A 21,734-nucleotide genomic window follows, 5' to 3' on the forward strand; every position below is an offset into this window, starting at 1 on the left:
ACGATGAAGAAGTCACTCGCCGCTGTCGTCACCACTGCTCTCCTGGCGGTGCTGGCGGCGTGCGGCGGCGGTGAGGACGCCGGGGCGCGCACCTTGCGCGTCGGCACCCTCAGCGATTCGAAACCCAACGCCTATCAGGAAAACGGCGTGTTCACCGGGTTCGACAACGAGTTGCTGAAGGCCATCGCCGCGAACCAGAACCTGAAACTCGAGTTCGTCTCCACGGAGTTCTCGGCACTGCTCGGCCAGGTCGCCACCGGCAAGTTCGACATCGGCAGCTCGGGGATCTCCCAGACCGACGAACGCCGCAAGACCGTCGACTTCTCGGCGCCGTACAACTACCAGTCGCTCGGCATCGAGACCCGCGAAGGCGTCGGCATCACCGACGAGAACTCCTTGGCAGGCAAGCGGATCGGCGTCGTCCAGGGGACCGTGTCGGACAGCTGGCTCGCCTCGAACGCGCCTGCCGCGCAGGCCGTGAGGTTCCCGCAGGACGCCGCCACCCTTGCCGCGCTGAAGTCCGGCGCCATCGACGGCGCGATCTTCGACCAGGCGACCGCCGAGGACTACGCGGCGAAGAACCCGGACGCGAAACTCAAGGTGGTCAAGGCGATCACCACGACCATCCCGCACGGGTTCGCGGTGAAGAAGGGCAACACCGAACTCGCGGGCAAGATCAACGAGGGCCTCAAGGCGGTCATCGCCGACGGGACCTGGGAAAAGGTGCACCAGCGGTTCGAACCGAACGCGCCGGTGCCCGCCGACTTCAAGGCCGGGCAGCGATAAGTGAACGACTTCTTCACCACCTTCCTGAACTGGGACTACATCTGGGAAGTCTTCCCGGACCTGCTCAAGACCGGGCTGCTGAACACACTGATCATGTCGGTGTGCTCGGCGCTGATCGGCACCGTGCTCGGCATGCTGCTGGCCACGATGGGCCTGTCCAGCAAGGCGTGGCTGCGCTGGCCTGCCAGGGTGTACACCGACATCTTCCGCGGACTGCCCGCGATCCTGACCATCCTGGTGATCGGGCAGGGCGGTGGGATCCTCATCCCGTCGATGGCGCGGAACACCTACCCGCTGGGCATTCTGGCGCTCAGCCTGATCGCGGCCGCGTACATCGGCGAGATCTTCCGCGCCGGCATCCAGAGTGTCGAAAAAGGACAGATGGAGGCCAGCCGCGCGCTGGGCATGAGCTACACCAAGGCGATGGCGCTCGTCGTCATCCCGCAGGGCGTGCGGCGCGTGCTGCCCGCGCTGGTGAACCAGTTCATCGCGCTGATCAAGGACTCCAGCCTGGTGTACTTCCTCGGCTTCCTCGCCGAGCAGCGTGACCTGTTCCGCATCGGGCAGGACCTCGCGGCCAACACCGGGAACCTGTCGCCGCTGGTCGCTGCCGGTTTCTTCTACCTCGTGATCACCGTGCCGCTGACCCACTTGGTCAACTACATCGACAAGAAACTGCGCACCGGCCGGAAGGTCCGCGCCGATGACGACGATGGCGACGTGGAACTCCTGAACGCCGGAAAGGTGCCGATGTCATGACCGCAGCCGTGCGTTCGTCGAGTGTCGAACTCCGCGACATCCATGTCTCCTTCGGCACCCTCGAAGTACTCAAGGGCATCGACCTCAAGGTCGAGAAGGGCCGTACGACCTGCATCATCGGGCCCTCCGGCTCCGGGAAGTCGACGCTGCTGCGCTGCGTGAACCGCTTGCAGGAGCCCGACTCGGGCGACCTGCTGCTGGGTGGCGAGAGCGTCATCTCCGCCGACCCGGACGCGCTGCGCCAGCGGGTCGGGATGGTGTTCCAGCACTTCAACCTGTTCGGCCACCGCAGTGTGCTGGACAACATCACCCTGCCGCTGCGCAGTGTGCGCAAGCTCGGCAAGGAGGAGGCCGCCGAGATCGCGCACGCCCGCCTCGCCGAGGTCGGCCTCGCAGACAAGGCGCCGTACCGGCCGAGCGCGCTCTCGGGCGGGCAGCAGCAGCGGGTGGCGATCGCGCGGGCGCTCGCGATGGAACCCGAGGTCATGCTGTTCGACGAGGCCACCAGCGCGCTCGACCCGGAGCTGGTCAAGGGCGTCCTCAACCTGATGGCCGGTCTCGCCGAGCGCGGGCTGACGCTGCTCGTGGTCACGCACGAGATGGGCTTCGCGCGCGGCGTCGCGGACGAGGTCGCGTTCATGGACGACGGGAAGATCGTCGAACATGACGCTCCGGAGGCGATCTTCGACGCTCCGCGGAGCGAGCGGCTGCAGCGGTTCCTGTCCCAGGTGCTCTGAGCCGGACGACTAACCTGCGACTATGGCGAGAGTCGCGAAGCTGGTCTATTACCCGGTCAAGGGCTGCGCGGGGACGTCGGTCGAAACGGCCGACGTCACCCCGGCGGGCCTCAGGTTCGACCGTGCCTGGATGGTCGTGTCGACCGACGGCGAGTTCCGCAGCCAGCGGAAGCATCCGGTGATGGCCTCGATCCGGGCCGAGGTGCTGGACGAGGGCGCCCGCCTGCGGCTCTCCGCTCCCGGCGTCGAAGACCTGCTGGTCGAGACGGTCCCGGACGGGCCGCGGCAGCAGGCCTCGACGTTCACCTGGCAGGGCAAGGGCGTCCACCAGGGTGACGAGGCCGCCGAGTGGTTCTCTGACGTCCTCGGCCTGCCGTCGGTGTTCGTCGGGCTCGCGCCGGAGCACGAGCGCGTCACCAACGGCGAGATCCCCGGCACCGCCGCGTTCGCCGACGCGCACGCGATCCTGCTGACCTCCGAGTCCTCTTTGGACGGTCTGAACGAGCGCATCGCGTCCCGTGGCGCCGAGGCCGTGCCGATGGACCGGTTCCGGCCCAACATCGTCGTCGCGGGCTGGCCAGAGCCGCACCGGGAGGACGACGTCCGTTCGCTCACCGTCGGCGGCTTGGAGCTGGGCTACGCCAGGGTCTGCATCCGCTGCACGGTGCCGATGGTCGATCAGGAGACCGGGAAGAAGGCCGGTCCGGAGCCGATCCGGTCGCTCGCGGACTACCGCCGCGAGCCCGAGGGCGGCGTCTCGTTCGGGATCAAGATGGCGGTGACCGGGCCGGGTCAGGTGGCCGTCGGCGACGAGGTGATCGTGCACTCCTGGGCCGGTCCGAGCCCGAGCACCGACGCGGCGGAGCCGCCGTTCACCGCGACCGCGAGCCGTCCCGCCGAATCGGTGTAGAGCACGTTCTTCCCCGGCGGCACGGTGCCGAAGGTGTCGCCGACCAAAGCCGTCACCAGCACGTGCTCACTGCTGACCGAGACCGTGCCGGACAGCCCGGCCAGTTCGAGGTCGGCAGAGCTCGCGGCGAGCTGGACGTTGCCGAAGTGGTCGACCGTGAGCACCTCGGCCACCAGCTTGCCGGGGAACACCGCGACGAACGGATCCGGCAGCCGCACGAGGTTTTCGACGCGCGGTCCGAAACTCTCCGGTGGGACGCCGAGCGCGAGATGCGCCGCCGCCGGCGCGAAGACGTCGCGACCGTGGAACGTCGAGGACGTCACCGGAAGGCGGTATTCCGGGGCCACGAGTTCGTACGCGGCTATCACCCCGGTGAGTGTTTCGGCGGCCGGAATGAGGAGTCCGTTGTCCGGGCCGACGAGGATTCCGCGTTCGGTGACCACCACGACGCCGCGCCGCGACGTGCCGACGCCAGGGTCGACGATGGCGAGATGGACGCCCTCCGGCAGATACGGCACGGTCTGCGCCAGCACCTCGGCGCCGGTCCTGACCTGCTGCGGAGGGATCCCGTGGCTCACGTCGATCAGCCGGACGGACGGCGCGATCCGGGCGATCACCCCATGGCAAGCGGCCACGAAACCGTCGCACAGTCCGTAGTCGGTCGTGAACGAGACGCAGTGGATCGGCATGATCAGCCATCATCCTTGATCGCTAGGGTGCAGCCGTGACGACGCTCGAATACCCGAAGATCGCCGCCGGCAAGGTCCGTGAGCTTTACGCCGTCGATGACGAGCATCTGCTGCTCGTCACTTCGGACCGGATCTCCGCCTACGACGTCATCTTCACCACGCCCATCCCCGACAAGGGGCGGGTGCTCACCGCGATGAGCGTGTTCTGGTTCTCCCAGCTCTCCGATGTCCTCCCCAACCATCTGGTCTCCTACGACGACGAACGCATCCCCGCCGAGGTCCGCGGCCGGGCGCTGCTGGTGCGGCGGCTGGCGATGCTGCCGCTCGAAGCCGTCGCCCGCGGTTATCTCACCGGCACCGGCCTAGCCGATTATCGCGCGCGCGGCACGGTCTGCGGGGTCGAACTTCCTCCCGGCCTGACCGAGTCCTCCCGGCTCCCCGAACCCATCTTCACCCCCGCCACCAAGGCCGATCACGGTTCGCACGACGAGAACATCGACTTCTCTGACGTCGTCGGGCAGCTCGGGAAGAAGCGGGCCGAGGAGGTCCGCGAGGCGACGCTGGCGGTGTATCGCCGCGGTGCGGAGCTCGCCGCCGAACGCGGTCTCCTGCTCGCGGACACCAAACTCGAATTCGGCGTCGATCGCGACGGGAACCTCGTCCTCGCCGACGAGGTCCTCACCCCGGATTCGTCCCGCTACTGGCCGGCGAGCGGTTACCCGGCGGGCAGGCCGCGGCCGTCGTTCGACAAGCAGCCGCTGCGCGACTGGCTCACCGGTCCGTTTTCGGGCTGGCACCGGCTCGAGAGACCGGAGCCGCCACCGCTGCCCGACGAGATCGTCGCCGCCACCAGGGCGAGGTACATCGACGCGTACGAACGCGTCACCGGCTGTTCGCTGGAGGATTGGCCCGCCTGACCAGCGGCGTTCACTCCCTCGTCAGTCCGACGCAAGGCCGGTCTGGCCCACTGGGCAGTGTGGACGCACGTTTGCTGGTTTCCCTGTCCGGCGTGACCACCCGGACGTTGCACCGCTGTGCCGACCTCGCGGCCGAGCTCGACAGGCGCAAGGTCCCGTTGTCCGTGCTCTACGCCGCTCGCACCGGCGAGGGCCCGGTGACCGAGTGGGTACGGACGCGCCGCGCTCGCGGCGATTCCGTCCTCCTCCACGGATACGACCATCGGATCACCCCCACCCACCGCGCCGTCTACCTGGGCAAACGCGCCGAATTCGCGGCACTGCCCGCACACGAGGCGCGGCTGCGGCTGATCGCGGCGAAGGCGGCGCTCGACACCACCGGCATGGCCGTCGACGGCTTCGCGCCGCCGCGCTGGATCGCGTCGGAGGGCACCGTGCAGGCCCTGCGCGAGCACGGGTTCGCCCTGTGCGCGGATCTTGTCTCGGTGCGGGACCTGGTGACCGGCCAGGTCCGGCGCGCGCGGGTCCAGGAGTTCAGTGGGCCTTCGCAGCGGACGGAGACCGTCCGGTGCTTCGCGCTGGTGCTGGCCGCGGCCAGGGCCGCGCGCCGTGGCGGGCTCGTGCGGCTCGGCATCGACGCCGCGGACCTCACCAGGCCGGGGCTGCGGCAGGCGTTCCTCGACGCCGTTGACGTCTCGCTGGAGAACCGCGCCTTCGGGGCCACCTACGGCTCGCTGCGGACACCCATCAGAGCTTGACCGGCTCCCCGACGTCGAGGACCTTGACCTCGGTGCCTTCCGGGGCGAGGTTGGCGAACAGGCCGTAGTGCATCTGCGGTCGCGCGAGGACGGCTTCGTGGATCGGGACGGCGAGGCGCGGCGACACCGCACGCAGGTAGTCGACGGCTTCGCCCGCCTTGAGCCACGGAGCGCCGGTGGGCAGGCCGAGGACGTCGATCTTCTGCTCAGGCACGAAGAACGAGTCGCCAGGGTGGTAGAACGCGCCGTGGTCGACGATGTAGCCGACGTTGGGGATCGCGGGGATGTCCTCGTGGATGATCGCGTGCTCGCCGCCGACGACGTTGACGCCGCTGGAGCCGATGTCGAAGGCGTCGCCGGGCTTCGCGATCTGGAACTCGGCGCCGATCTTCTCGACGGCCTCGGCGGAACCCGGGTCGACGATCAGCCGCGCGCCGGGGTTCGCCTCCAGCAGCGCGGGCAGCCTGTCCGCGTCGAGGTGGTCGAAATGCTGGTGGGTGATCAGGATGGCGTCCAGTTCCCGCTCACCTTCGAAACCCACCGAGAAGGCGCCGGGGTCGATCAGGATTCGCGCGCCCTCGGTCTCCAGAAGGGTGCAAGCGTGTCCAAAGTGGACAATGCGCATCAGGGTTCTCCTTCGCGGTAGGTCATTTCCAGCCTATGCCCGGAGCAGAGCGTCGCCAAGTTCGGTGCGCAGATAGCGCACTTCGCGGCCGCGGCGCCGGGTTTCGAGCAGGCCCGCCGCGTGCATCGCGGTCAAATGCGCGGAGATCGTCGGCGCCGAGAAGCCCAGTCTGCGCGCCAGCTCGGTGGTGCTCGCGGGTGCGTTGAGCGTCGTGAGCAGGGTCGCCTTGGTGCGTCCGAGCACCCCGGCGAGCGCGCCGGACGGGCGTTCGGGATCCGACCAGAGTTCGGCGACGCCGCGGGCCGGGTAGAGCAGCGACGGTTGCCACGGTTCCATCGTGATCACCCCGACCGACGGCCACGCGAAGACACCGGGGATCAGCACCAGACCGCGGCGGTCGAGGTGGACCCGGCTGCGTTCCTTCATCTCGATCACCAGGACGTCGTCGACGAGCCGCACTCGCGGGTGGACGTCCTCCAGTACCAACTCGATGCCGCCGGCGGCAAGGCGTCGCGAGCGCTCCTCGATGTCGGCGACGAGGAAGCGGCGCATCCGCGGCCAATGCGGCTCGACCAGTTCGGTCCAGGCGATCTCCATCTGGTCAGCGAGCAGATCCCTTGCCTCGGCGGGATCTTCGGGGAGTCCGCTCAGGTCCGCGTCCACTTTGGACAGTTCATGGGCGACCTGGCCCGGCGGCGTCCGGCGGATCTCGGCGAGCTGGGCGGTCGCGGTGGTCTCCGGTCCGCTCGGCGGCGGACTGAGGAAGTCGGTGATGTAGTGCCGCGCGCTCATCACCTTGGCGAAGTCCGTGATGGGCAGCTCCGGCAGCTTCGCGGCGGCCTCGCGCAGCCACGGCAGATGGCTCGGGTGCCCGCGGCGTCCGAACAGGGTCTGCATCGCGCCCATGGTCTCGTCGAGCGGGGAGATGCCGAAGCGGACGCGGTTGGCGCTCTCGGCGGTCAGGACCAGCTCGATCATCCGATTAGGCTATGCGCTAATCAATGGTCCTCGCCAGCATGTGTTCGGCAGGGTCTCCTGACATGACGTTGCTCCGTAATTCCGGGTATTGGCGCTGGTCGGCGGGGGTACAGCTGAACCGGCTGCCCGCCACGATGGCGCCGCTGGCCTTCACCGTGCTCACCACCGCGACGACCGGTTCGTACCGGCTCGGCGGCGTCATGATGGCCGTGTTCGTCGCCGCCGAAATGGTCGGCGCCGTGCCGACCGGACGGCTGCTCGACCGCGTCGGACCCGCGCGGGGGCTCGTCGTGATGCTCGTGCTGGTCGCTCTCGGCCTGTTCGTGCTGGCGGCGGTCGCGTCCGCCGGTGCTCCGGACCTGGTGCTGCTCGCGCTGGCGATCCCGCCCGGATTGGTCGCGGGCGGGCTGAACGGCGGCTTTCGGACGCTGCTCGCCGGAACGGTGACCGAGGAGGAACTGCCCCGGGCCGTTTCGGTCGACGCGATGATCCTCGACGGCGTCATCGTCGGCGGACCGCTGCTGGTGGCGCTCCTGGCGACGTCCGGCCCGGCCGTCCCCGTCCTCGCGATGGCCGTCGTCGCCCTGCTCGCGGCCCTGCTGGTACCGAGGCGTGCCGTCGTTTCCGGTCCACAAAGGACTATCGAGCATCAGTCGATCCCGGTCGCCGCTTGTGTCCCCTGGCTGATGGGGTTGTTCACCGTCGGTCTGCTGCTGTCGACCATTGAGGTCGGACTGTTGCCGCTCGTCCAGCGCCTCGGTGCTCCCGACTCGACGACGGCGATCGTCATCGTCGTGCTGTGTGCCGCCAGCATCACCGGGAGCGCGCTGTACGCGGCGCGGGGGAAGGTCGGCGATCCGCGGCTGTTCCTGGCCGGATTCGTGCTCGGCGGGATCGTGGTGTCGCTGGGCCTCGGCTGGGCCGGGCTGCTCGGCGGGGTCGCGCTGATCGGAGTCTGCACTGGCCCGCTGATGGCCGTTTCGTCGGTCAACCTGCAGAAACTGCTCCCGGAACGCCGTCGGGCGGAGGGGTTCTCGCTGGCTTTCACCGTGCAGGCGTCGGGATTCGGGCTGGGGTCGCTGGCGATCGGAGTGCTGCCGGTGTGGCTGTGTCCGCTGCTCGGTGTCCTCGCCGCCCTTGTCTCCTGTGTAATGCTGGTACGACGCCCCAGGCGAGCTATTGGCACGCCGTCAGTAACGTCGTAGCCTGGGCTTTGAGCCGAGACACACGGGAGAAGTCGATGACCGCAGTCCAGCCGAAGCCGACCGCGCACAGCGTGGGGGAGACCTTCGATTCCCTCAGCCCGGCGACCGACGAGGTAGTCGGTACCTACCCGGTGCACAGCAGGGAGGACGTCCGCGCCGCTGTCGCCCGCGCGAGGGACGCCGCCGAATGGTGGGCCGCGCTCGGCTTCGACGGTCGCGCGGAGCGTCTGCGCCGCTGGAAGGGCGTCATCACCCGGCGGCTGCCGCAGCTGTGCCAGGTGGTGCGCGACGAGACCGGCAAGCCGATCGCCGACGCGCAGCTCGAGAGCGTCCTCGCCATCGAGCACATCGCGTGGGCGGGCAAGAACGCGCGCAAGATCCTCGGCAAGCAGCGTCGCGCGGCCGGGCTGATGATGTCGAACCAGGCGGCAACGGTCGAGTACCAGCCGCTCGGCGTCGTCGGCGTGATCGGGCCATGGAACTACCCCGTGTTCACCCCGCTCGGCTCCATCGCCTACGCCCTCGCCGCGGGCAACACCGTCGTCTTCAAGCCGAGCGAGTACACGCCGGGCGTCGGGAAATGGCTGGTCGACGCCTTCAACGAGGTCGTCCCGGAGTGGCCGGTGCTCCAGCTGATCACCGGCTTCGGTGAGACCGGCGCATCACTCGTCGGCGCGAACGTCGACAAGATCGCCTTCACCGGATCGACCGGAACGGGCAAGAAGATCATGGCCGCGGCCGCCGAAACGCTGACGCCGGTGATCATCGAGGCGGGCGGCAAGGACGCGGTCCTGGTCGACGCGGACGCCGACCTCGAGGCCGCCGCCGACGCGACCGTGTGGGGAGCGTTCTCCAACTCGGGCCAGACCTGCATCGGCGTCGAGCGCGTGTACGTCCACGAGCGCGTGCACGACGAGTTCGTCGCGAAGGTCGTAGAGAAGGCGAAGGACGTGCGGGCCGGTTCGGACGCTGAGGCCCAGTACGGCCCGGTGACGATGCCTTCGCAGCTCGCGGTGATCAAGCGGCATATCGCGGACGCCCTCGAACGCGGCGGCAAGGCGTTGGTCGGCGGCGTCGACGCGGTCGGCGACCGCTATGTGCAGCCGACGGTGCTCGTCGACGTGCCGGAGGACTCCTCGGCGGTCAAGGAGGAGACGTTCGGCCCGACCGTCACCATCGCCAAGGTCCGCGACATGGACGAGGCCGTCGACAAGGCCAACGACACCAAGTACGGCCTCGGCTCCACGGTATTCTCGAAGTCGCGCGGCCTGGAACTCGCCGCCCGCCTGCGCACCGGCATGACGTCGATCAACGCGCCGCTCTCCTTCGCCGGTATCGCTTCGCTGCCCTTCGGCGGCGTCGGCGACTCAGGCTTCGGCCGGATCCACGGCCCGGAAGGCCTGCGCGAGTTCGCCCGGCCGAAGGCCGTCGCGCGCCAGCGATTCACCGCGCCGATCGTGCTGACCTCGTTCTCCCGCAAGGAAAAGACCGACGCCCTGGTGGCGAAACTGATCACCGTCCTGCACGGAAAACGCTGAACCACCCCCGTCAACCCCCACGTGTTATGAACGGACCGTTCATAACAAATTCTGTTATGAACGGTCCGTTCATAACACGGCCGGGAGCGTGAAAGGACCGGTCACGCACCCCGGATGAGGTCCGCGGCCTTCTCCGCGACCATGATCGTCGGCGCGTTCGTGTTCCCGCGCGGCACCACCGGCATCACCGACGCGTCCACCACCCGCAGCCCCTCCACTCCGCGCACCTTCAGCGACGGGTCGACGACGGCGTTCTCGCCTGTCCCCATCGAGCAGGTCCCCACGGGGTGGTACAGCGTCTGCGTCTTCTCGCGCACGTAGTCGGCCAGTTCGGTGTCGGTCAGGTCCTGCCGCTCCGGCAGGAACGGCTTGTCCAGGTAGCGCGCCAGCGGACCGGACTTCCCGATCTCGACCAGGGCACGCAGACCCGCCAGCATCTTCTCCATGTCCACGGACTCGGCGTAGTAGGCCGGGTCGATTTCGGGCTTCCACAAGGGATTCCCCGACTTCAGTCGCAGACGGCCCCGGCTCGCGACATCCACGAGCGTCGCCGCCGACGTGAAGCCCGGCACCGTCGGTTCGCGCATCCCGTTGTCGTAGAACAACGTCGGCGCGACGTGGATCTGCATGTCCGGCGGCGAAACACCGTCCGCGGCGGGGAAGAACGCGCCCGTCTCACCGATGTTCGAGGCCAGCGGGCCGCGTTTGGTGAGCTGGTAGCGCACCAGACCGCCCGGCGTCGCGGCGTCCACCAGATCGGTGGAGCCGCGGGTCGACCAGATGATCCCGCAGGCGGGGTGATCGTGCAGGTTGTCGCCGACGCCGGGAAGACCGGCCACGACGTCGATCCCGTGCTCTCGCAGGTGTTCCGCCGGGCCGACACCGGAAAGCATCAGCAACTGCGGTGAGTTCACCGCGCCACCGCTGAGCAGGACCTCGGTGGACGCGCGCACCGTCGTCTCGACACCTTTGTCCAAATAGGACACACCGACCGCGCGAGTGCCTTCGAAGACGACGCGCGTCGCCTGCGCGTTCGTCCGCACGGTGAGGTTCGGGCGGGTCAGCGCGGGCCGCAGGTACGCGTCGGCTGTCGACCAGCGGCGGCCTTTCTTGCACGTCACCTGGTAGACGCCGGCGCCTTCCTGCGACTCGCCGTTGAAGTCATCGGTGCGCTTGAGGCCCCAGGCAACCGCGGAATCGACCCAGGCCTGGGAAAGTTCGTGGGTGAAGCGACGGTCCTCGACGTTCAGTGGCCCGTCGGTGCCGTGCAGCGGCCCGCCGAGCCGCTGGTTTCCTTCCGCCCGTTTGAAGTACGGCAGGACTTCGTCGAAGCCCCAGCCCTCGGCGCCGTGCCCGTCGCGCCAGCCGTCGTAGTCCGCGCGGTTGCCGCGGATGTAGATCATCGCGTTGATCGAAGAGCACCCGCCGAGCGTCTTCCCGCGCGGCCAGTACAGGGTCTTGCCGGTGTGCTTCTGCTCGACAGTCTCGTAGTTCCAGTCGAACTTCGTCTTGAACAGCCCCGGGAACGCGGCCGGGATGTGGATCTCGTCGGCGTCGTCCTCACCGCCCGCTTCGAGCAGGAGGACCCGCGCTGACGGATCCTCGCTCAGCCGGTTCGCCAGTACGCATCCCGCGCTGCCCGCGCCGACGATGACGTAGTCGAAGGAGTCCTGATCGGCCACGGTGCCTCCTGCTGCTGCTCACCCGGTGTTGACGCTCCGCCAATGGGCCCATCTTGGCCCAGCGCCGCGCTCCGAGCATCCCCCAGTCGAAGGACCGGGGCGAGCTCAGTCGGAGTCGGGTGAAAAAGAGGTCACGCAGGGGCCGCCTTCGGCGTCGTCCTCGGTCTCGACCCGCCCCGGGTTCTGCACACCGTCCACGAGACCGGAGAGATGCAGGATCGTCTGCTCAGCGGTGGTCAGCACGTCGGCCTTCTCGACGGTGTACCTCGCCTCGTCGTGGATGATCTGCTGCACGCCGTCGCGCGTCGTGTCCGGCACTTTCTCGCAGAGCACGGACAACGCCGCCGGGATGTCGCGCGCGTTGACCGCGTCGACGAACTTGGTCCCAGCCTCCTCGCCGGTCTTCACGGCGGGCCGGGGCGCGGGCTTCGTGTCGATGCCCGGCAGCGGCTCGGGCTCGCCGCCGACCTTGGCGTCGCGCACGCACCAGCCGCCCTCGCCGGGGATCATCGCGATCCCGACGGTCTGGCCCCCGGTGGTGAACGCGGCCGAGTACTCCTGCGCCGCACGCTGGTGCGCGGGCGTGCTCAGCTGTGCGCCTTCGGAGACCGCCATCATCTGTTCGAAGGTGTAGGACCGCTTCGAGCGGATCGGGCACCAGAGCTGACTGACGCGCCCCCCGCCGACGCCGTTCACGAAAGACTGGCTCAGCTGCTCCGGCGTCGCGCGGGAGGCCGTGTCGGGTTTCGTCTTGAAGAACCCTGGCGTCACGAAGCCGGTGAACGCGACACTGCCCGCGATCAGGACGAAGACCAGCGTCAGCATGATCCAGAGCCAGGTCTTCGGCTTCCTCGGCGGCGCGTACTGCCCGTAGGTCATGCGTCAACCGTAGTGAAGTAGGCTCGGGCGGTACCCACGACCTGCGTGAATAAGGAGCAGCCTGCCGTGGCCCGAGTCGTTGTCGACGTCATGCCCAAGCCCGAAATCCTCGACCCGCAGGGGCAGGCCGCGCTCGGCGCCGCCGGTCGTCTCGGCTTCACCGGGATCGGTGAGATCCGTCAGGGCAAGCACTTCGAGATCGAGGTCGACGACTCCGTCGACGATGCGACGCTCGAGAAGATCGCCGAGGGCTTCCTCGCGAACCCGGTGATCGAGCAGTGGACCATCAAGCGGGTCGACGCGTGAGCGCCCGGATCGGGGTCATCACCTTCCCCGGCACGCTCGACGACGGTGACGCGGCCCGCGCGGCCCGCTACGCCGACGCCGAAGCCGTGCCGCTGTGGCACGCCGACGAGGACCTCAAGGGCGTCGACGCCGTCGTCGTCCCTGGTGGCTTCTCCTACGGCGACTACCTGCGCGCCGGCGTCATCGCCCGGTTCGCGCCGGTGATGTCGTCGGTGATCGAGGCCGCCCACAAGGGCATGCCGGTGCTGGGCATCTGCAACGGCTTCCAGATCCTGTGCGAGGCCGGGCTGCTGCCGGGCGCGATGATCCGCAACGCGGGCCTGCACTTCATCTGCCGTGACCAGTGGCTGCGCGTCGAGAACAACGACACCGCGTGGACCACCCGGTACGAAAAAGACGCCGAGATCCTCATCCCGATGAAGAACATCGACGGCTGCTTCGTCGCCGAGCAGGCCACCCTCGACGAGCTGGAGGGTGAGGGCCGCGTGGTGTTCCGCTACGTCGGCGGCAACCCGAACGGCTCGCGCAACGACATCGCCGGCATCCGCAGCGAGAACGGCCGCGTGGTCGGGCTCATGCCGCATCCGGAGCACGCCATCGACGCCCTCACCGGGCCTTCCGACGACGGTCTCGGCATGTTCTACAGCGCCGTGGACGCCCTGTCTGTGTCATTGGCCGCGCGCTGACTGTAATTTTGATCGCGCGCTGACGCGAACACGCCGAAGGGGCGCCGTTTCGTACTCGACTCACGTTGAGTGCGGAGGCGCCCCTTCATCGTGTTCACGTGGGCCTTCGGCCCGAAAGAGGGCGCGCGACGGGTGAAGTCTCCGTCGGGCGCGGGGCGCCCTTGGGGAGACGCGTTTCCGCCTACGCGCGTGTTATGAACGGTCCGTTCATAACAAATCCTGTTATGAACGGACCGTTCATAACACTTCAGGACGCCGCGGCCACCAGAGCCGCATAAGGCCCACCCGCCGCAAGAAGCTCCGCGTGCGAGCCCAGTTCGGTCACCCGGCCACCCTCGATGACGGCGACCCGGTCCGCCGCGGCCGCGGTGTGCAGCCGGTGCGCGATCGCGATCACCGTGCGCCCCTCGAGCACCGCGCTCAAAGACCGCTCCAGATCCCGCGCCGAACCCGTGTCCAGCAGTGACGTCGCCTCGTCCAGCACCAGCGTGTGCGGGTCGGCCAGCACCACTCGGGCCAGCGCCAGCTGCTGCGCCATCGCCGCCGGGACGGCGACAGCGCCCGCGCCGACCTTCGTGTCGAGCCCGTCCGGCAGCCCGGCCACCCACTCCGAAGCGCCGACCGAGGCCAGCGCGGCCAGCAGCCGGTCGTCGGACCAGTCCCCGGCGGGAAGCGTCAGGTTGTCCCGCAGCGTTCCCGCGAACACGTGGTGTTCCTGGGTCAGCAGCAGGACCTCACCGCGCAGGACGTCGTCCGGCAGCGACGACACCTCGGCCCCGCCGATCCGCACCGAGCCCGAGGTCGGCGCCGACATCCCGGCCAGCAGCCTGCCAAGGGTCGACTTGCCCGCGCCCGACGGCCCGACGATCGCCAGCCGCTCGCCGCGCGGCACTCGCAAGTCGATCCCGTGCAACACTTCGCGGTCCGCGTTGTAGCCGAAGCGCACGTCGCTGACCTCGATGTCCTGCCCGCGCGGAGCCTCGGAAACCACAGCCGTGGAGGCTGCCGGGCGCACGCCCAGCAGCCGTCGCAGCGACGCCCCGGCGACCTGCATGTCCGCGAGCCAGAACAGCGCCTCGTTCAGCGGACCGGTCATGACCTGCGAGTACAGCAGCATCGCGGTGATCGTGCCGAGCCCTTCCCAGCCGTTCGAGTAGGCGAGCAGGCCCAGCCCGAGCATCACCGGCACCGGCAGCACGTAGCTGATCTCCAGCGACGGGATCCACCACATCTGCAACGCCCGGATCTTGCGTTCGCCCAGCATCGCCTCGTCGAGGCCGTCGTGCCCGGCGCGCACGCGGCGGCCGGTCAGGTTCAGCGCCTCGGCGGTCCGCGCGCCCTCCGCGGTCTCGTGCGTGGCCGACTGGAGTTCGGACCACCGGTCCAGCATCCGCCGCATCACGTCCGGCACCCGTCGCTGATACCAGATGTTCACCGGCACCAGCAGCGGCAGCGCGACCAGCAGGCCGAGCGCCAGGAACGGCGACGTGATCACCATCGCCACCACGGTGAACACCACGGTGACCGCGGCGATCAGGATCTCGGGCGCGCCGTGCCGCACCGCGTGGTCGATGCGGCTGACGTCGGTGGTCGCGCGGCTGAGCAGGTCACCGGTGCCCGCGGCCTCGACCGTGCCGAGCGGCAGGTCCAGCGCGTTGCCGACGAACTCCTCGCGGTTGTGCGCCAGGATCCGCTCGCCGAACACCCGCGCGCGCAGCCGCGCCAGTCCCTTGAACCACGCCTGCGCGCCCAGCACGACCACGAACGCGATCGCGAGCCAGGTGATCGTGGTGGTGGTCGTGCCTCCGGCGACCTCGTCCACCAGCGCGCCCAGCAGTCGCGGCCCGGCAAGCCCGATCGCGGTCGCGACGCAGAACAGGCCGAGCATCACGAAGAACTCGCGTTTGTTGTCCCGCGCGGTCTCTCTGATCCATCGTCGGACGTCTTGTTTGTCTGCCAGCGGCAGCTTCTTCATGCTGTCATTTCCTTACCCCCGAGGTGGTCGTCGCGAACCCGCCGGAGGGCCTTCGGCCCGCCAACGGATTCGCGAGGCCTTCGGCCAAAGGCGGGCGCGGCAACTCCGTCTTCAGGCCACCACTTTCGTACTCACGACCACATCGGCCACATGTGTCCACAGTGGACTCTGGCTGAACACGACGGTGGTCTTGCCGCGCCGCAGCTTCGCGACGCGTTCGGTTATGCGAGCTTCGGTATGCGCGTCGACGGCCGAAGTCGGCTCGTCGAGCAGCAGGACGTCGGCGTCGGTCGCCAGGGCGCGGGCCAGGTTCAGCCGCTGCCGTTGACCGCCGGAAACCTCACGTCCGCGTTCGCCGATCACCTCGTCGACGCCGTTGGGCAGCGCCTCCACGATGTCCTCGGCGTCCGCCGCGTACAGCGCTTCGGTGATCTCGACGTCGCCAGGCTCGGCGGGGGCGACCTGCTCGCGCAGCACCCCGGAGAACCAGATGTCCTGGTTGTGCGCGTAGACCACCCGCCGCCGCAGTTCGCCGAGGGTGACCTGGTCCACCGGGACCCCGCCGACGAGGGCAGGTTCACTCGGATCGGTGAACCGCGCCATCCGCGAAGCCACCGCTTCGGCATCGGCCCCGACGTCGATCACGGTCAGCTTCCCGGCCTCGGCCTTGATCCCGGACGTCTCGTCGTACAGGTCCAGCGGGCCTTCCGGTAGCGGCAGCGGGGTCTCCGGTTCGGCGAGCGTGCGTTCGGTGGACAGCAGTTTGCACACCTTCCGCGCCGAAACCAGCGCGGCGCTCAGCACACCCGCGAACTCGGTCGCCGTCGTCACCGGAATCACCAGGAACACCGAGACGCCGTAGAACGTGATCAGCTCGCCGACGCCGATGGTGCCGTTGAGCGCCAGTTGCGCGCCCAGCCAGGTGATGACCACCGTGACCAGGCCCGGCAGCGCGACCTCCGCCGCCGAAAGCCACGCTTCGCTGCGCCCGACCTGGACACCGGCCGCCCGCACTCGCTGGCTGGAACGGCGGAAGCGGTCGAGGAACTGCTTCTCGCCGCCGACACCGCGAAGGATCCGCAGGCCGGAGACGATGTCCGCGGCCAGCGCGTTGACGTCGGTCTTCTCCTCACGCTGCTTCGTCTGGCGCTTCTCCAGCGGCTTCAGCAGCGGGCCGATGCCCACCACCGCCAGCGGCACGCCGACCAGCGCGACCACGCCAAGCAGCGGAGACGTCGTCAGCAGCGCCGTCGCGCACACGATGAACGCGATCAACGAACCGAAGGCCCGGCCGAGTACCTCGAAGGAGTCCCCGATCGGGTTGATGTCGCTGGTGGTGATGGCGACCACGTCACCGGTGGTGGTCGTGTCCCGGAGGTTCGCGCCCAGTTTCGCGGCGTGCTCGGTGGCCAGGCGCTGCGTGACCCCGGCGCCGTGGATCCAGCAGCCGTAGGACGCGAAGTGTTGCACCGTGCCCGCCAGCGTCTGCGCGATCCCGAGCCCGGCCGCCGAGAGAGCCCACAGCCAGACCGAGTCGCCGTCACCGCGTCCGATCGCGTCGATGCCGCGGCCGATCGCGACCGGCAGCAACGCGATCGGCAGCGACCAGAGCGCACCGCTGATCGCCGAGACGGCGAGCAGTCCCGGACGCGCGAGCATCATCGCGACCAGATAGCGCCAGGCGGTCGGCTTGGCTGGCAGCCTCAGTCGCGGAAGGGGATATGTGGCGGAAAGCACGATTGTCGACGGTAAGCGGATCACCGTCGTCGGCGCGACCGATTTATCCGTGGGCGACCGAGAGGTGAACATGTGGTTCGCCTATTCTCAAGGCCGTGGCGAACCCTGATGTGGACACCGTGACCAGCACCGACGTCGACACCACCGCACGCGCCGAGTCGACCCCCGAGCAGACCCAGCCGTACGTCGAGCTCGGCCTCGCCGACGACGAGTACGCCCGGATCCGGGAGATCCTCGGCCGCCGTCCGACCGACGCCGAACTGGCGATGTACTCGGTGATGTGGAGCGAGCACTGCTCGTACAAGTCCTCGAAGAAGCACCTGCGCTACTTCGGTGAGACCGCCACGCCCGAGATGAAGGAGAAGATGCTCGCCGGTATCGGCGAGAACGCCGGCGTCGTCGACATCGGCGAGGGCTGGGCGGTCACCTTCAAGGTCGAGAGCCACAACCACCCGTCCTATGTGGAGCCGTACCAGGGCGCCGCGACCGGCGTCGGCGGCATCGTGCGCGACATCATGGCGATGGGCGCGCGCCCGCTGGCCGTGGCCGACGCGCTGCGATTCGGCCCGGCCGACGCGCCCGACACCCGCCGCGTGCTGCCCGGCGTGGTCGCCGGAGTCGGCGGCTACGGCAACTGTCTCGGCCTGCCGAACATCGGCGGCGAGCTGGTGTTCGACCAGAGCTACGCCGGTAACCCGCTGGTCAACGCGCTGTGCGTCGGCGCGATGCGCGTCGAGGACCTGCACCTGGCGTTCGCCTCCGGCCAGGGCAACAAGATCATCCTGTTCGGCGCGCGCACCGGTCTCGACGGCATCGGCGGCGTCTCCGTGCTCGCGAGTGACACCTTCTCCGGCGACGAATCCTCGGGTGGCCGCAAGAAGCTGCCGAGCGTCCAGGTCGGCGACCCCTTCACCGAGAAGGTGCTCATCGAGTGCTGTCTCGAACTGTTCGCCCAGAAGCTCGTCGTCGGCATCCAGGACCTCGGCGGCGCCGGGCTTTCCTGCGCGACGTCGGAGCTGGCGGCCGCCGGTGACGGCGGTATGCACATCTACCTCGACCGGGTTCCCTTGCGCGCCACCGGGATGACCCCGGCGGAGGTGCTGTCCAGCGAGTCGCAGGAGCGCATGTGCGCGGTCGTCTCGCCGGAGAACGTCGAGGCGTTCATGAAGGTCTGCGAGAAGTGGGACGTCATCGCCACCGACATCGGCGAGGTCACCGACGGCGAGCACCTGGTCATCACCTGGAATGACGAGGTCGTCGTCGACGTCCCGGCGCACACCGTGGCGCACCAGGGCCCGGTGTACGACCGCCCGATCCAGCGTCCGTCCACACAGGACGCCTTGCAGGCCGACACCTCCGCGAAGCTGCCGCGTCCGTCCACTTCGGACGAACTACGCGCCGACATCCTCAAGCTGATCGCGTCGCCGAACCAGGCGTCGAAGGAATGGGTGACCTCCCAGTACGACCGCTACGTGCGCGGCAACACCGTGCTCGCGCAGCCGTCGGACTCCGGCGTCATCCGGATCGACGAGTCGACCGGCCGCGGCGTCGCCGTTTCGACCGACTGCAACAGCAAGTTCGTCTTCCTCGACCCGTACGAGGGCGCGAAGCTCGCGCTGGCCGAGGCGTACCGCAACGTCGCCACCAGTGGCGCGAAGCCGGTCGCGGTGTCGGACTGCCTGAACTTCGGCGCACCGACCGACCCTGGCGTGATGTGGCAGTTCGAGCAGGCCGTGCACGGTATCGCCGACGGCTGCGTCGAACTCGGCATCCCGGTCACCGGCGGCAACGTCAGCTTCTTCAACCAGACCGGTGACGTCGCCATCCTGCCGACCCCGGTGGTCGGCGTGCTCGGCGTGATCGACGACGTCACCCGCCGCATCCCGACCGGCATCGGCGCGGAGGCCGGGGAAACCCTGCTGCTGCTGGGTGAGACCCACGACGAGCTGGACGGCTCCGCCTGGGCGCGCGAACTGCACGGCCACCTCGGCGGCCGTCCGCCTCGCGTGGATCTGGCGCGCGAGAAGCTGCTCGCCGACATCCTCATCGCCGGTTCCCGCGACGGCATGATCTCCGCCGCGCACGACATCTCCGACGGCGGCCTGATCCAGACCCTCGTCGAGACCGTCCTCATCGGACAGTGCGGTGCCCGCGTCTTCCTCGACGCGGAGCAGGACCCGTTCGTGCAGCTGTTCTCCGAATCCGCGGGCCGGGTGCTGGTCGCCGTGCCGCGCACCGAGGAACTGCGGTTCACCGAGATGCTCACCGCGCGCGGCCTGCCGTGGCGCAAGACCGGGGTGGTGGACCCGGAATCGGGCTCGCTCGAACTCCAGGACATCACCGAGTTCACCCTGGACGAGCTTCGGGAGCCTTGGGAGCGCACGCTCCCCGCGCTGTTCGACTAAAGATGTCGTGAGCCACCGCAAGTAGTCCTCTACTTGCGGTGGGGCAGGAAGGCATGAGTGAGCACACGAGGGTGCTGTATTGAAGGCCACGCCAGAGCCATCCCGGGTGTCGCGAAAGCCACTTTCGCGACGTCTGATGTCCCGAAAGTGGCTTTCGCGACACGGCCACCGGCCAGTCGCCACTCAGGGCGGATCTAACCGTCCATGCCACTCACGACCGGCAGAGTCGTGCCGGGCGCGAACTTCGCGCCCTCCAGCAATGGTGGCTCCGCGAAGGTGGCCACGCTGAAGTCGACCGGCTTTTCGATGACCAGGCCGTCCATCTGCACCCGTCGTTTGAAGGTCGCCCCGGTGAGCCTGAGCTCGCCGTGGATCGTCGCGTGGTTGAGCGAGAACTTCCCGGCGAGTTCGGCGTTCTCGAGGACGAGGTGATGCAGCACCTCACTGCGATCCGCGCCGAACCAGCCGACCCGCCTCGCCGTCAGTTCCAGCTTGTCGATCCGCGCGTCGCTGAGGTTGAGCCCGAAGGTCGGACCGGTGGTCCCGGCGTGGGGAAGGATGTCGCGGATCAGCCGTTCGGCCGCGCGCCGGACCAGCCGTTCCCGCTCCGCGGCCGCCCGCTTTTCCGTGTCCCACTTGATATCACTCGGGAACTTCGGATGGTCGAACGGCCGCCGCAGGTAGGCGCACAGCACGTCGAGCACCGTCTGCCGGTACTCCGGCCGTGTCCTGGCGAGCCCCGCGAGCGAATGCATCGCCCCGACGCGTACCTGGTCGGCCTCGTTGCCCAGCAGTTCGATCGACTTGGCGAAGCGCTCGTCCGAGATCCTGCTGCGCTCGATCTCGTGCCGGTCCTCCTCGGTCCGCCTCCGCCGGTCGTTGAGCCAAAGCCCGTAGAGCGCGGCGATCGCCCCGCCGGCGAGGGCACCGGTCTTGAGCGCGTCACCGCGGCTCGTCGCGCGATCCGCGAGCAGCCAGGCGGTGACCCCGACCAGCACCGCGACCGACGACAGCAACGTCCACAGCAGCGGCGACCTGAGCAGGCGCCTCATCCGTCCTTCACCGTCAGCCGGGCACGGCCGTCGGACAAGGTCTCGATGACCCAGCCCGCCGGGAGTTCGTGATCCTTGGCCGGTTCCACCGTCGTGTTGTAGAGCGACACCGAGTCCGGCGCCTTGCGGAACCTCAGGTCGCAGAAACCTTCGAACCGGGCGCGCCGCAGATCCAGCGAGTCACCGAACTCGCTGTCGCCGAATTCCGCTGTCTTCGCGAAGACACTGTCCTTGAACGACGTCTCTCCCGCGAACACCGTGCCGCGGAACTCGGCGTCCTCACTGAACTGCACCCCGCTGAACCACGCCCGCTGCTCGAACTTGGCTTCATTGCACCGGAAGAAGCCGATCTTCTTCTCGTCTGCCGTTCCCGCGCCGGTCAGGTACACCGGTCCGAGGAACACACAGCCGGACAGATTGGTGCTGCTGTACAAACCCCCGTAGCGCAGCAGGAGCTTGCCGACCTTCCGTTCCGAAAGGTCGAAGTACTCCAGCACCGCACCGGTCAGGTCGAGGTCGTATCCCGGCGTGCCCTCGGAATCCGCGGCCGGAAGCAGGTCTCCGATGAGCCGCTGCGCGGTCTGCCGCACCTGGAGTTCCTGCTCCTGCTCCGCGTCACCGGCTTCGGGCAGCTTGTTCCCCGGACGTTTCGCCTCGCCTTCGTACCGTGGGTGCTTGTACGGCCGCCGCAGGTACGAGCACAGGATGTCCAGCACGGTCTGCGTGTAGATCGCCCGTCCGCGGGCCAGCCCGGCCAGCGCGTGCAGGGCCCCGACCCGCACCTGGTCGGCGTCGTGCCCGAGCAGCTCGACGGCTTTCGCGAACCGCTCGTCCGAGATCCGGTCCCGGTCCTGGTCGGCCCGCCGCAGTTCGAGTTCCTGCCGCTGCCGTTCGGTTTCCTGTCGTCGCTCCTCGACCCGGCGCCGCCGGTCGTTGAGCCACAACGCGTACAGCGCGACGATGGCGCCACCGGCGATGCCGCCGGTCTTCAACGCCTCGCTGCGGCTGGTCGCCGGATCGGTCAGCAACCAGCCGCCGACGGCGAGCAGCAGCACGAGCGAGACGATGAACGTCCAGAGCAGTGGAGAGCGGAGCAACCGCTTCATCTGC

20 protein-coding genes are annotated in these 21,734 nt (G+C 68.8%); 11 read left to right on the forward strand and 9 right to left on the reverse strand.

What is annotated here, in order from left to right; genetic code table 11:
- Positions 1–3: 3 nt before the first annotated feature.
- Genes ACLARN_RS38815 through ACLARN_RS38830 form a run of 4 tightly spaced genes read left to right on the forward strand, consistent with a single transcriptional unit; the run spans position 4 to position 3,192 of the window.
- On the forward strand, positions 4–786 hold the full coding sequence (locus tag ACLARN_RS38815) for an ABC transporter substrate-binding protein (RefSeq protein WP_409496471.1): 783 nt from the start codon (positions 4–6) through the stop codon (positions 784–786).
- Positions 787–1,545 carry an amino acid ABC transporter permease gene (locus ACLARN_RS38820; protein WP_409496472.1) on the forward strand — a complete coding sequence of 253 codons (759 nt, stop codon included), beginning with the start codon at positions 787–789 and terminating at the stop codon, positions 1,543–1,545.
- Positions 1,542–2,282, forward strand: coding sequence for an amino acid ABC transporter ATP-binding protein (locus ACLARN_RS38825; protein ID WP_409496473.1), 741 nt, complete (start codon positions 1,542–1,544; stop codon positions 2,280–2,282). Before ACLARN_RS38820 ends, ACLARN_RS38825 begins: the two co-directional genes overlap by 4 nt.
- A gap of 22 nt (positions 2,283–2,304) precedes the next feature.
- Positions 2,305–3,192, forward strand: a complete 888-nt coding sequence (locus tag ACLARN_RS38830; RefSeq protein ID WP_409496474.1) for an MOSC domain-containing protein — start codon at positions 2,305–2,307, stop codon at positions 3,190–3,192.
- Here ACLARN_RS38830 and ACLARN_RS38835 read toward each other — a convergent pair.
- On the reverse strand, positions 3,075–3,881 hold the full coding sequence (locus ACLARN_RS38835) for an S-adenosyl-l-methionine hydroxide adenosyltransferase family protein (protein ID WP_409496475.1): 807 nt from the start codon (positions 3,879–3,881) through the stop codon (positions 3,075–3,077). The two genes, ACLARN_RS38830 and ACLARN_RS38835, sit on opposite strands and share 118 nt — an antisense overlap.
- Positions 3,882–3,916: 35 nt before the next feature.
- On the opposite strand from ACLARN_RS38835, the gene ACLARN_RS38840 reads away from it, so the two are divergent.
- Both ACLARN_RS38840 and ACLARN_RS38845 read left to right on the forward strand, forming a co-directional pair.
- The gene (locus tag ACLARN_RS38840; RefSeq protein WP_409496476.1) at positions 3,917–4,798 is read left to right on the forward strand and encodes a phosphoribosylaminoimidazolesuccinocarboxamide synthase; all 882 of its coding nucleotides are present in this window, start codon (positions 3,917–3,919) and stop codon (positions 4,796–4,798) included.
- Between the two features lie 59 nt (positions 4,799–4,857).
- On the forward strand, positions 4,858–5,556 hold the full coding sequence (locus ACLARN_RS38845; protein WP_409496477.1) for a DUF2334 domain-containing protein: 699 nt from the start codon (positions 4,858–4,860) through the stop codon (positions 5,554–5,556).
- Here the strand turns inward: ACLARN_RS38845 and ACLARN_RS38850 are convergent.
- Both ACLARN_RS38850 and ACLARN_RS38855 read right to left on the reverse strand, forming a co-directional pair.
- Entirely contained in the window at positions 5,546–6,181 is a 636-nt protein-coding gene (locus ACLARN_RS38850; protein WP_409496478.1) for an MBL fold metallo-hydrolase, read from the reverse strand. The two genes, ACLARN_RS38845 and ACLARN_RS38850, sit on opposite strands and share 11 nt — an antisense overlap.
- 33 nt (positions 6,182–6,214) lie before the next feature.
- Positions 6,215–7,159, reverse strand: a complete 945-nt coding sequence (locus tag ACLARN_RS38855) for a DUF5937 family protein (protein ID WP_409496479.1) — start codon at positions 7,157–7,159, stop codon at positions 6,215–6,217.
- Positions 7,160–7,221: 62 nt separating this feature from the next.
- Between ACLARN_RS38855 and ACLARN_RS38860 the strand changes: the two genes are divergently transcribed.
- Together ACLARN_RS38860 and ACLARN_RS38865 are read left to right on the forward strand one after the other, a co-directional pair.
- The gene (locus ACLARN_RS38860) at positions 7,222–8,364 is read left to right on the forward strand and encodes an MFS transporter (protein ID WP_409496480.1); all 1,143 of its coding nucleotides are present in this window, start codon (positions 7,222–7,224) and stop codon (positions 8,362–8,364) included.
- Positions 8,365–8,399: 35 nt separating this feature from the next.
- Positions 8,400–9,902, forward strand: a complete 1,503-nt coding sequence (locus tag ACLARN_RS38865; protein ID WP_409496481.1) for an aldehyde dehydrogenase family protein — start codon at positions 8,400–8,402, stop codon at positions 9,900–9,902.
- A 101-nt stretch (positions 9,903–10,003) separates the two neighbouring features.
- Here ACLARN_RS38865 and ACLARN_RS38870 read toward each other — a convergent pair whose 3' ends face one another.
- Positions 10,004–11,584 (reverse strand): GMC family oxidoreductase, encoded by a 1,581-nt coding sequence (locus ACLARN_RS38870; protein ID WP_409496482.1) that lies wholly within the window; start codon positions 11,582–11,584, stop codon positions 10,004–10,006.
- Positions 11,585–11,689: 105 nt separating this feature from the next.
- Positions 11,690–12,463 (reverse strand): hypothetical protein, encoded by a 774-nt coding sequence (locus ACLARN_RS38875; protein ID WP_409496483.1) that lies wholly within the window; start codon positions 12,461–12,463, stop codon positions 11,690–11,692.
- 66 nt (positions 12,464–12,529) lie between these two features.
- Here ACLARN_RS38875 and purS point away from each other — a divergent pair, with 66 nt between their 5' ends.
- Complete coding sequence (gene purS / locus ACLARN_RS38880; protein WP_076156233.1) at positions 12,530–12,769, forward strand: phosphoribosylformylglycinamidine synthase subunit PurS; 240 nt, start codon at positions 12,530–12,532, stop codon at positions 12,767–12,769.
- Positions 12,766–13,455 carry a phosphoribosylformylglycinamidine synthase subunit PurQ gene (gene purQ / locus ACLARN_RS38885; protein ID WP_409496484.1) on the forward strand — a complete coding sequence of 230 codons (690 nt, stop codon included), beginning with the start codon at positions 12,766–12,768 and terminating at the stop codon, positions 13,453–13,455. Before purS ends, purQ begins: the two co-directional genes overlap by 4 nt.
- Positions 13,456–13,702: 247 nt before the next feature.
- Here purQ and ACLARN_RS38890 read toward each other — a convergent pair whose 3' ends face one another.
- A complete protein-coding gene (locus tag ACLARN_RS38890; RefSeq protein WP_409496485.1) occupies positions 13,703–15,430 on the reverse strand; it encodes an ABC transporter ATP-binding protein in 1,728 nt (575 codons plus the stop codon).
- A 111-nt stretch (positions 15,431–15,541) separates the two neighbouring features.
- A complete protein-coding gene (locus ACLARN_RS38895) occupies positions 15,542–17,167 on the reverse strand; it encodes an ABC transporter ATP-binding protein (protein WP_409496486.1) in 1,626 nt (541 codons plus the stop codon).
- A 119-nt stretch (positions 17,168–17,286) separates the two neighbouring features.
- Between ACLARN_RS38895 and purL the strand changes: the two genes are divergently transcribed.
- Positions 17,287–19,572 (forward strand): phosphoribosylformylglycinamidine synthase subunit PurL, encoded by a 2,286-nt coding sequence (purL, locus tag ACLARN_RS38900; protein WP_409496507.1) that lies wholly within the window; start codon positions 17,287–17,289, stop codon positions 19,570–19,572.
- Between the two features lie 194 nt (positions 19,573–19,766).
- Here the strand turns inward: purL and ACLARN_RS38905 are convergent, their stop codons facing one another.
- Both ACLARN_RS38905 and ACLARN_RS38910 read right to left on the reverse strand, forming a co-directional pair.
- Positions 19,767–20,624, reverse strand: a complete 858-nt coding sequence (locus ACLARN_RS38905; protein WP_409496487.1) for a hypothetical protein — start codon at positions 20,622–20,624, stop codon at positions 19,767–19,769.
- Complete coding sequence (locus ACLARN_RS38910; RefSeq protein WP_409496488.1) at positions 20,621–21,730, reverse strand: pentapeptide repeat-containing protein; 1,110 nt, start codon at positions 21,728–21,730, stop codon at positions 20,621–20,623. The genes ACLARN_RS38905 and ACLARN_RS38910 overlap by 4 nt, the downstream gene beginning before the upstream one ends.
- Positions 21,731–21,734 lie beyond the last annotated feature (4 nt).

Source organism: Amycolatopsis sp. cmx-11-12, from assembly GCF_046269425.1.
Taxonomy (GTDB): Bacteria; Actinomycetota; Actinomycetes; order Mycobacteriales; family Pseudonocardiaceae; genus Amycolatopsis.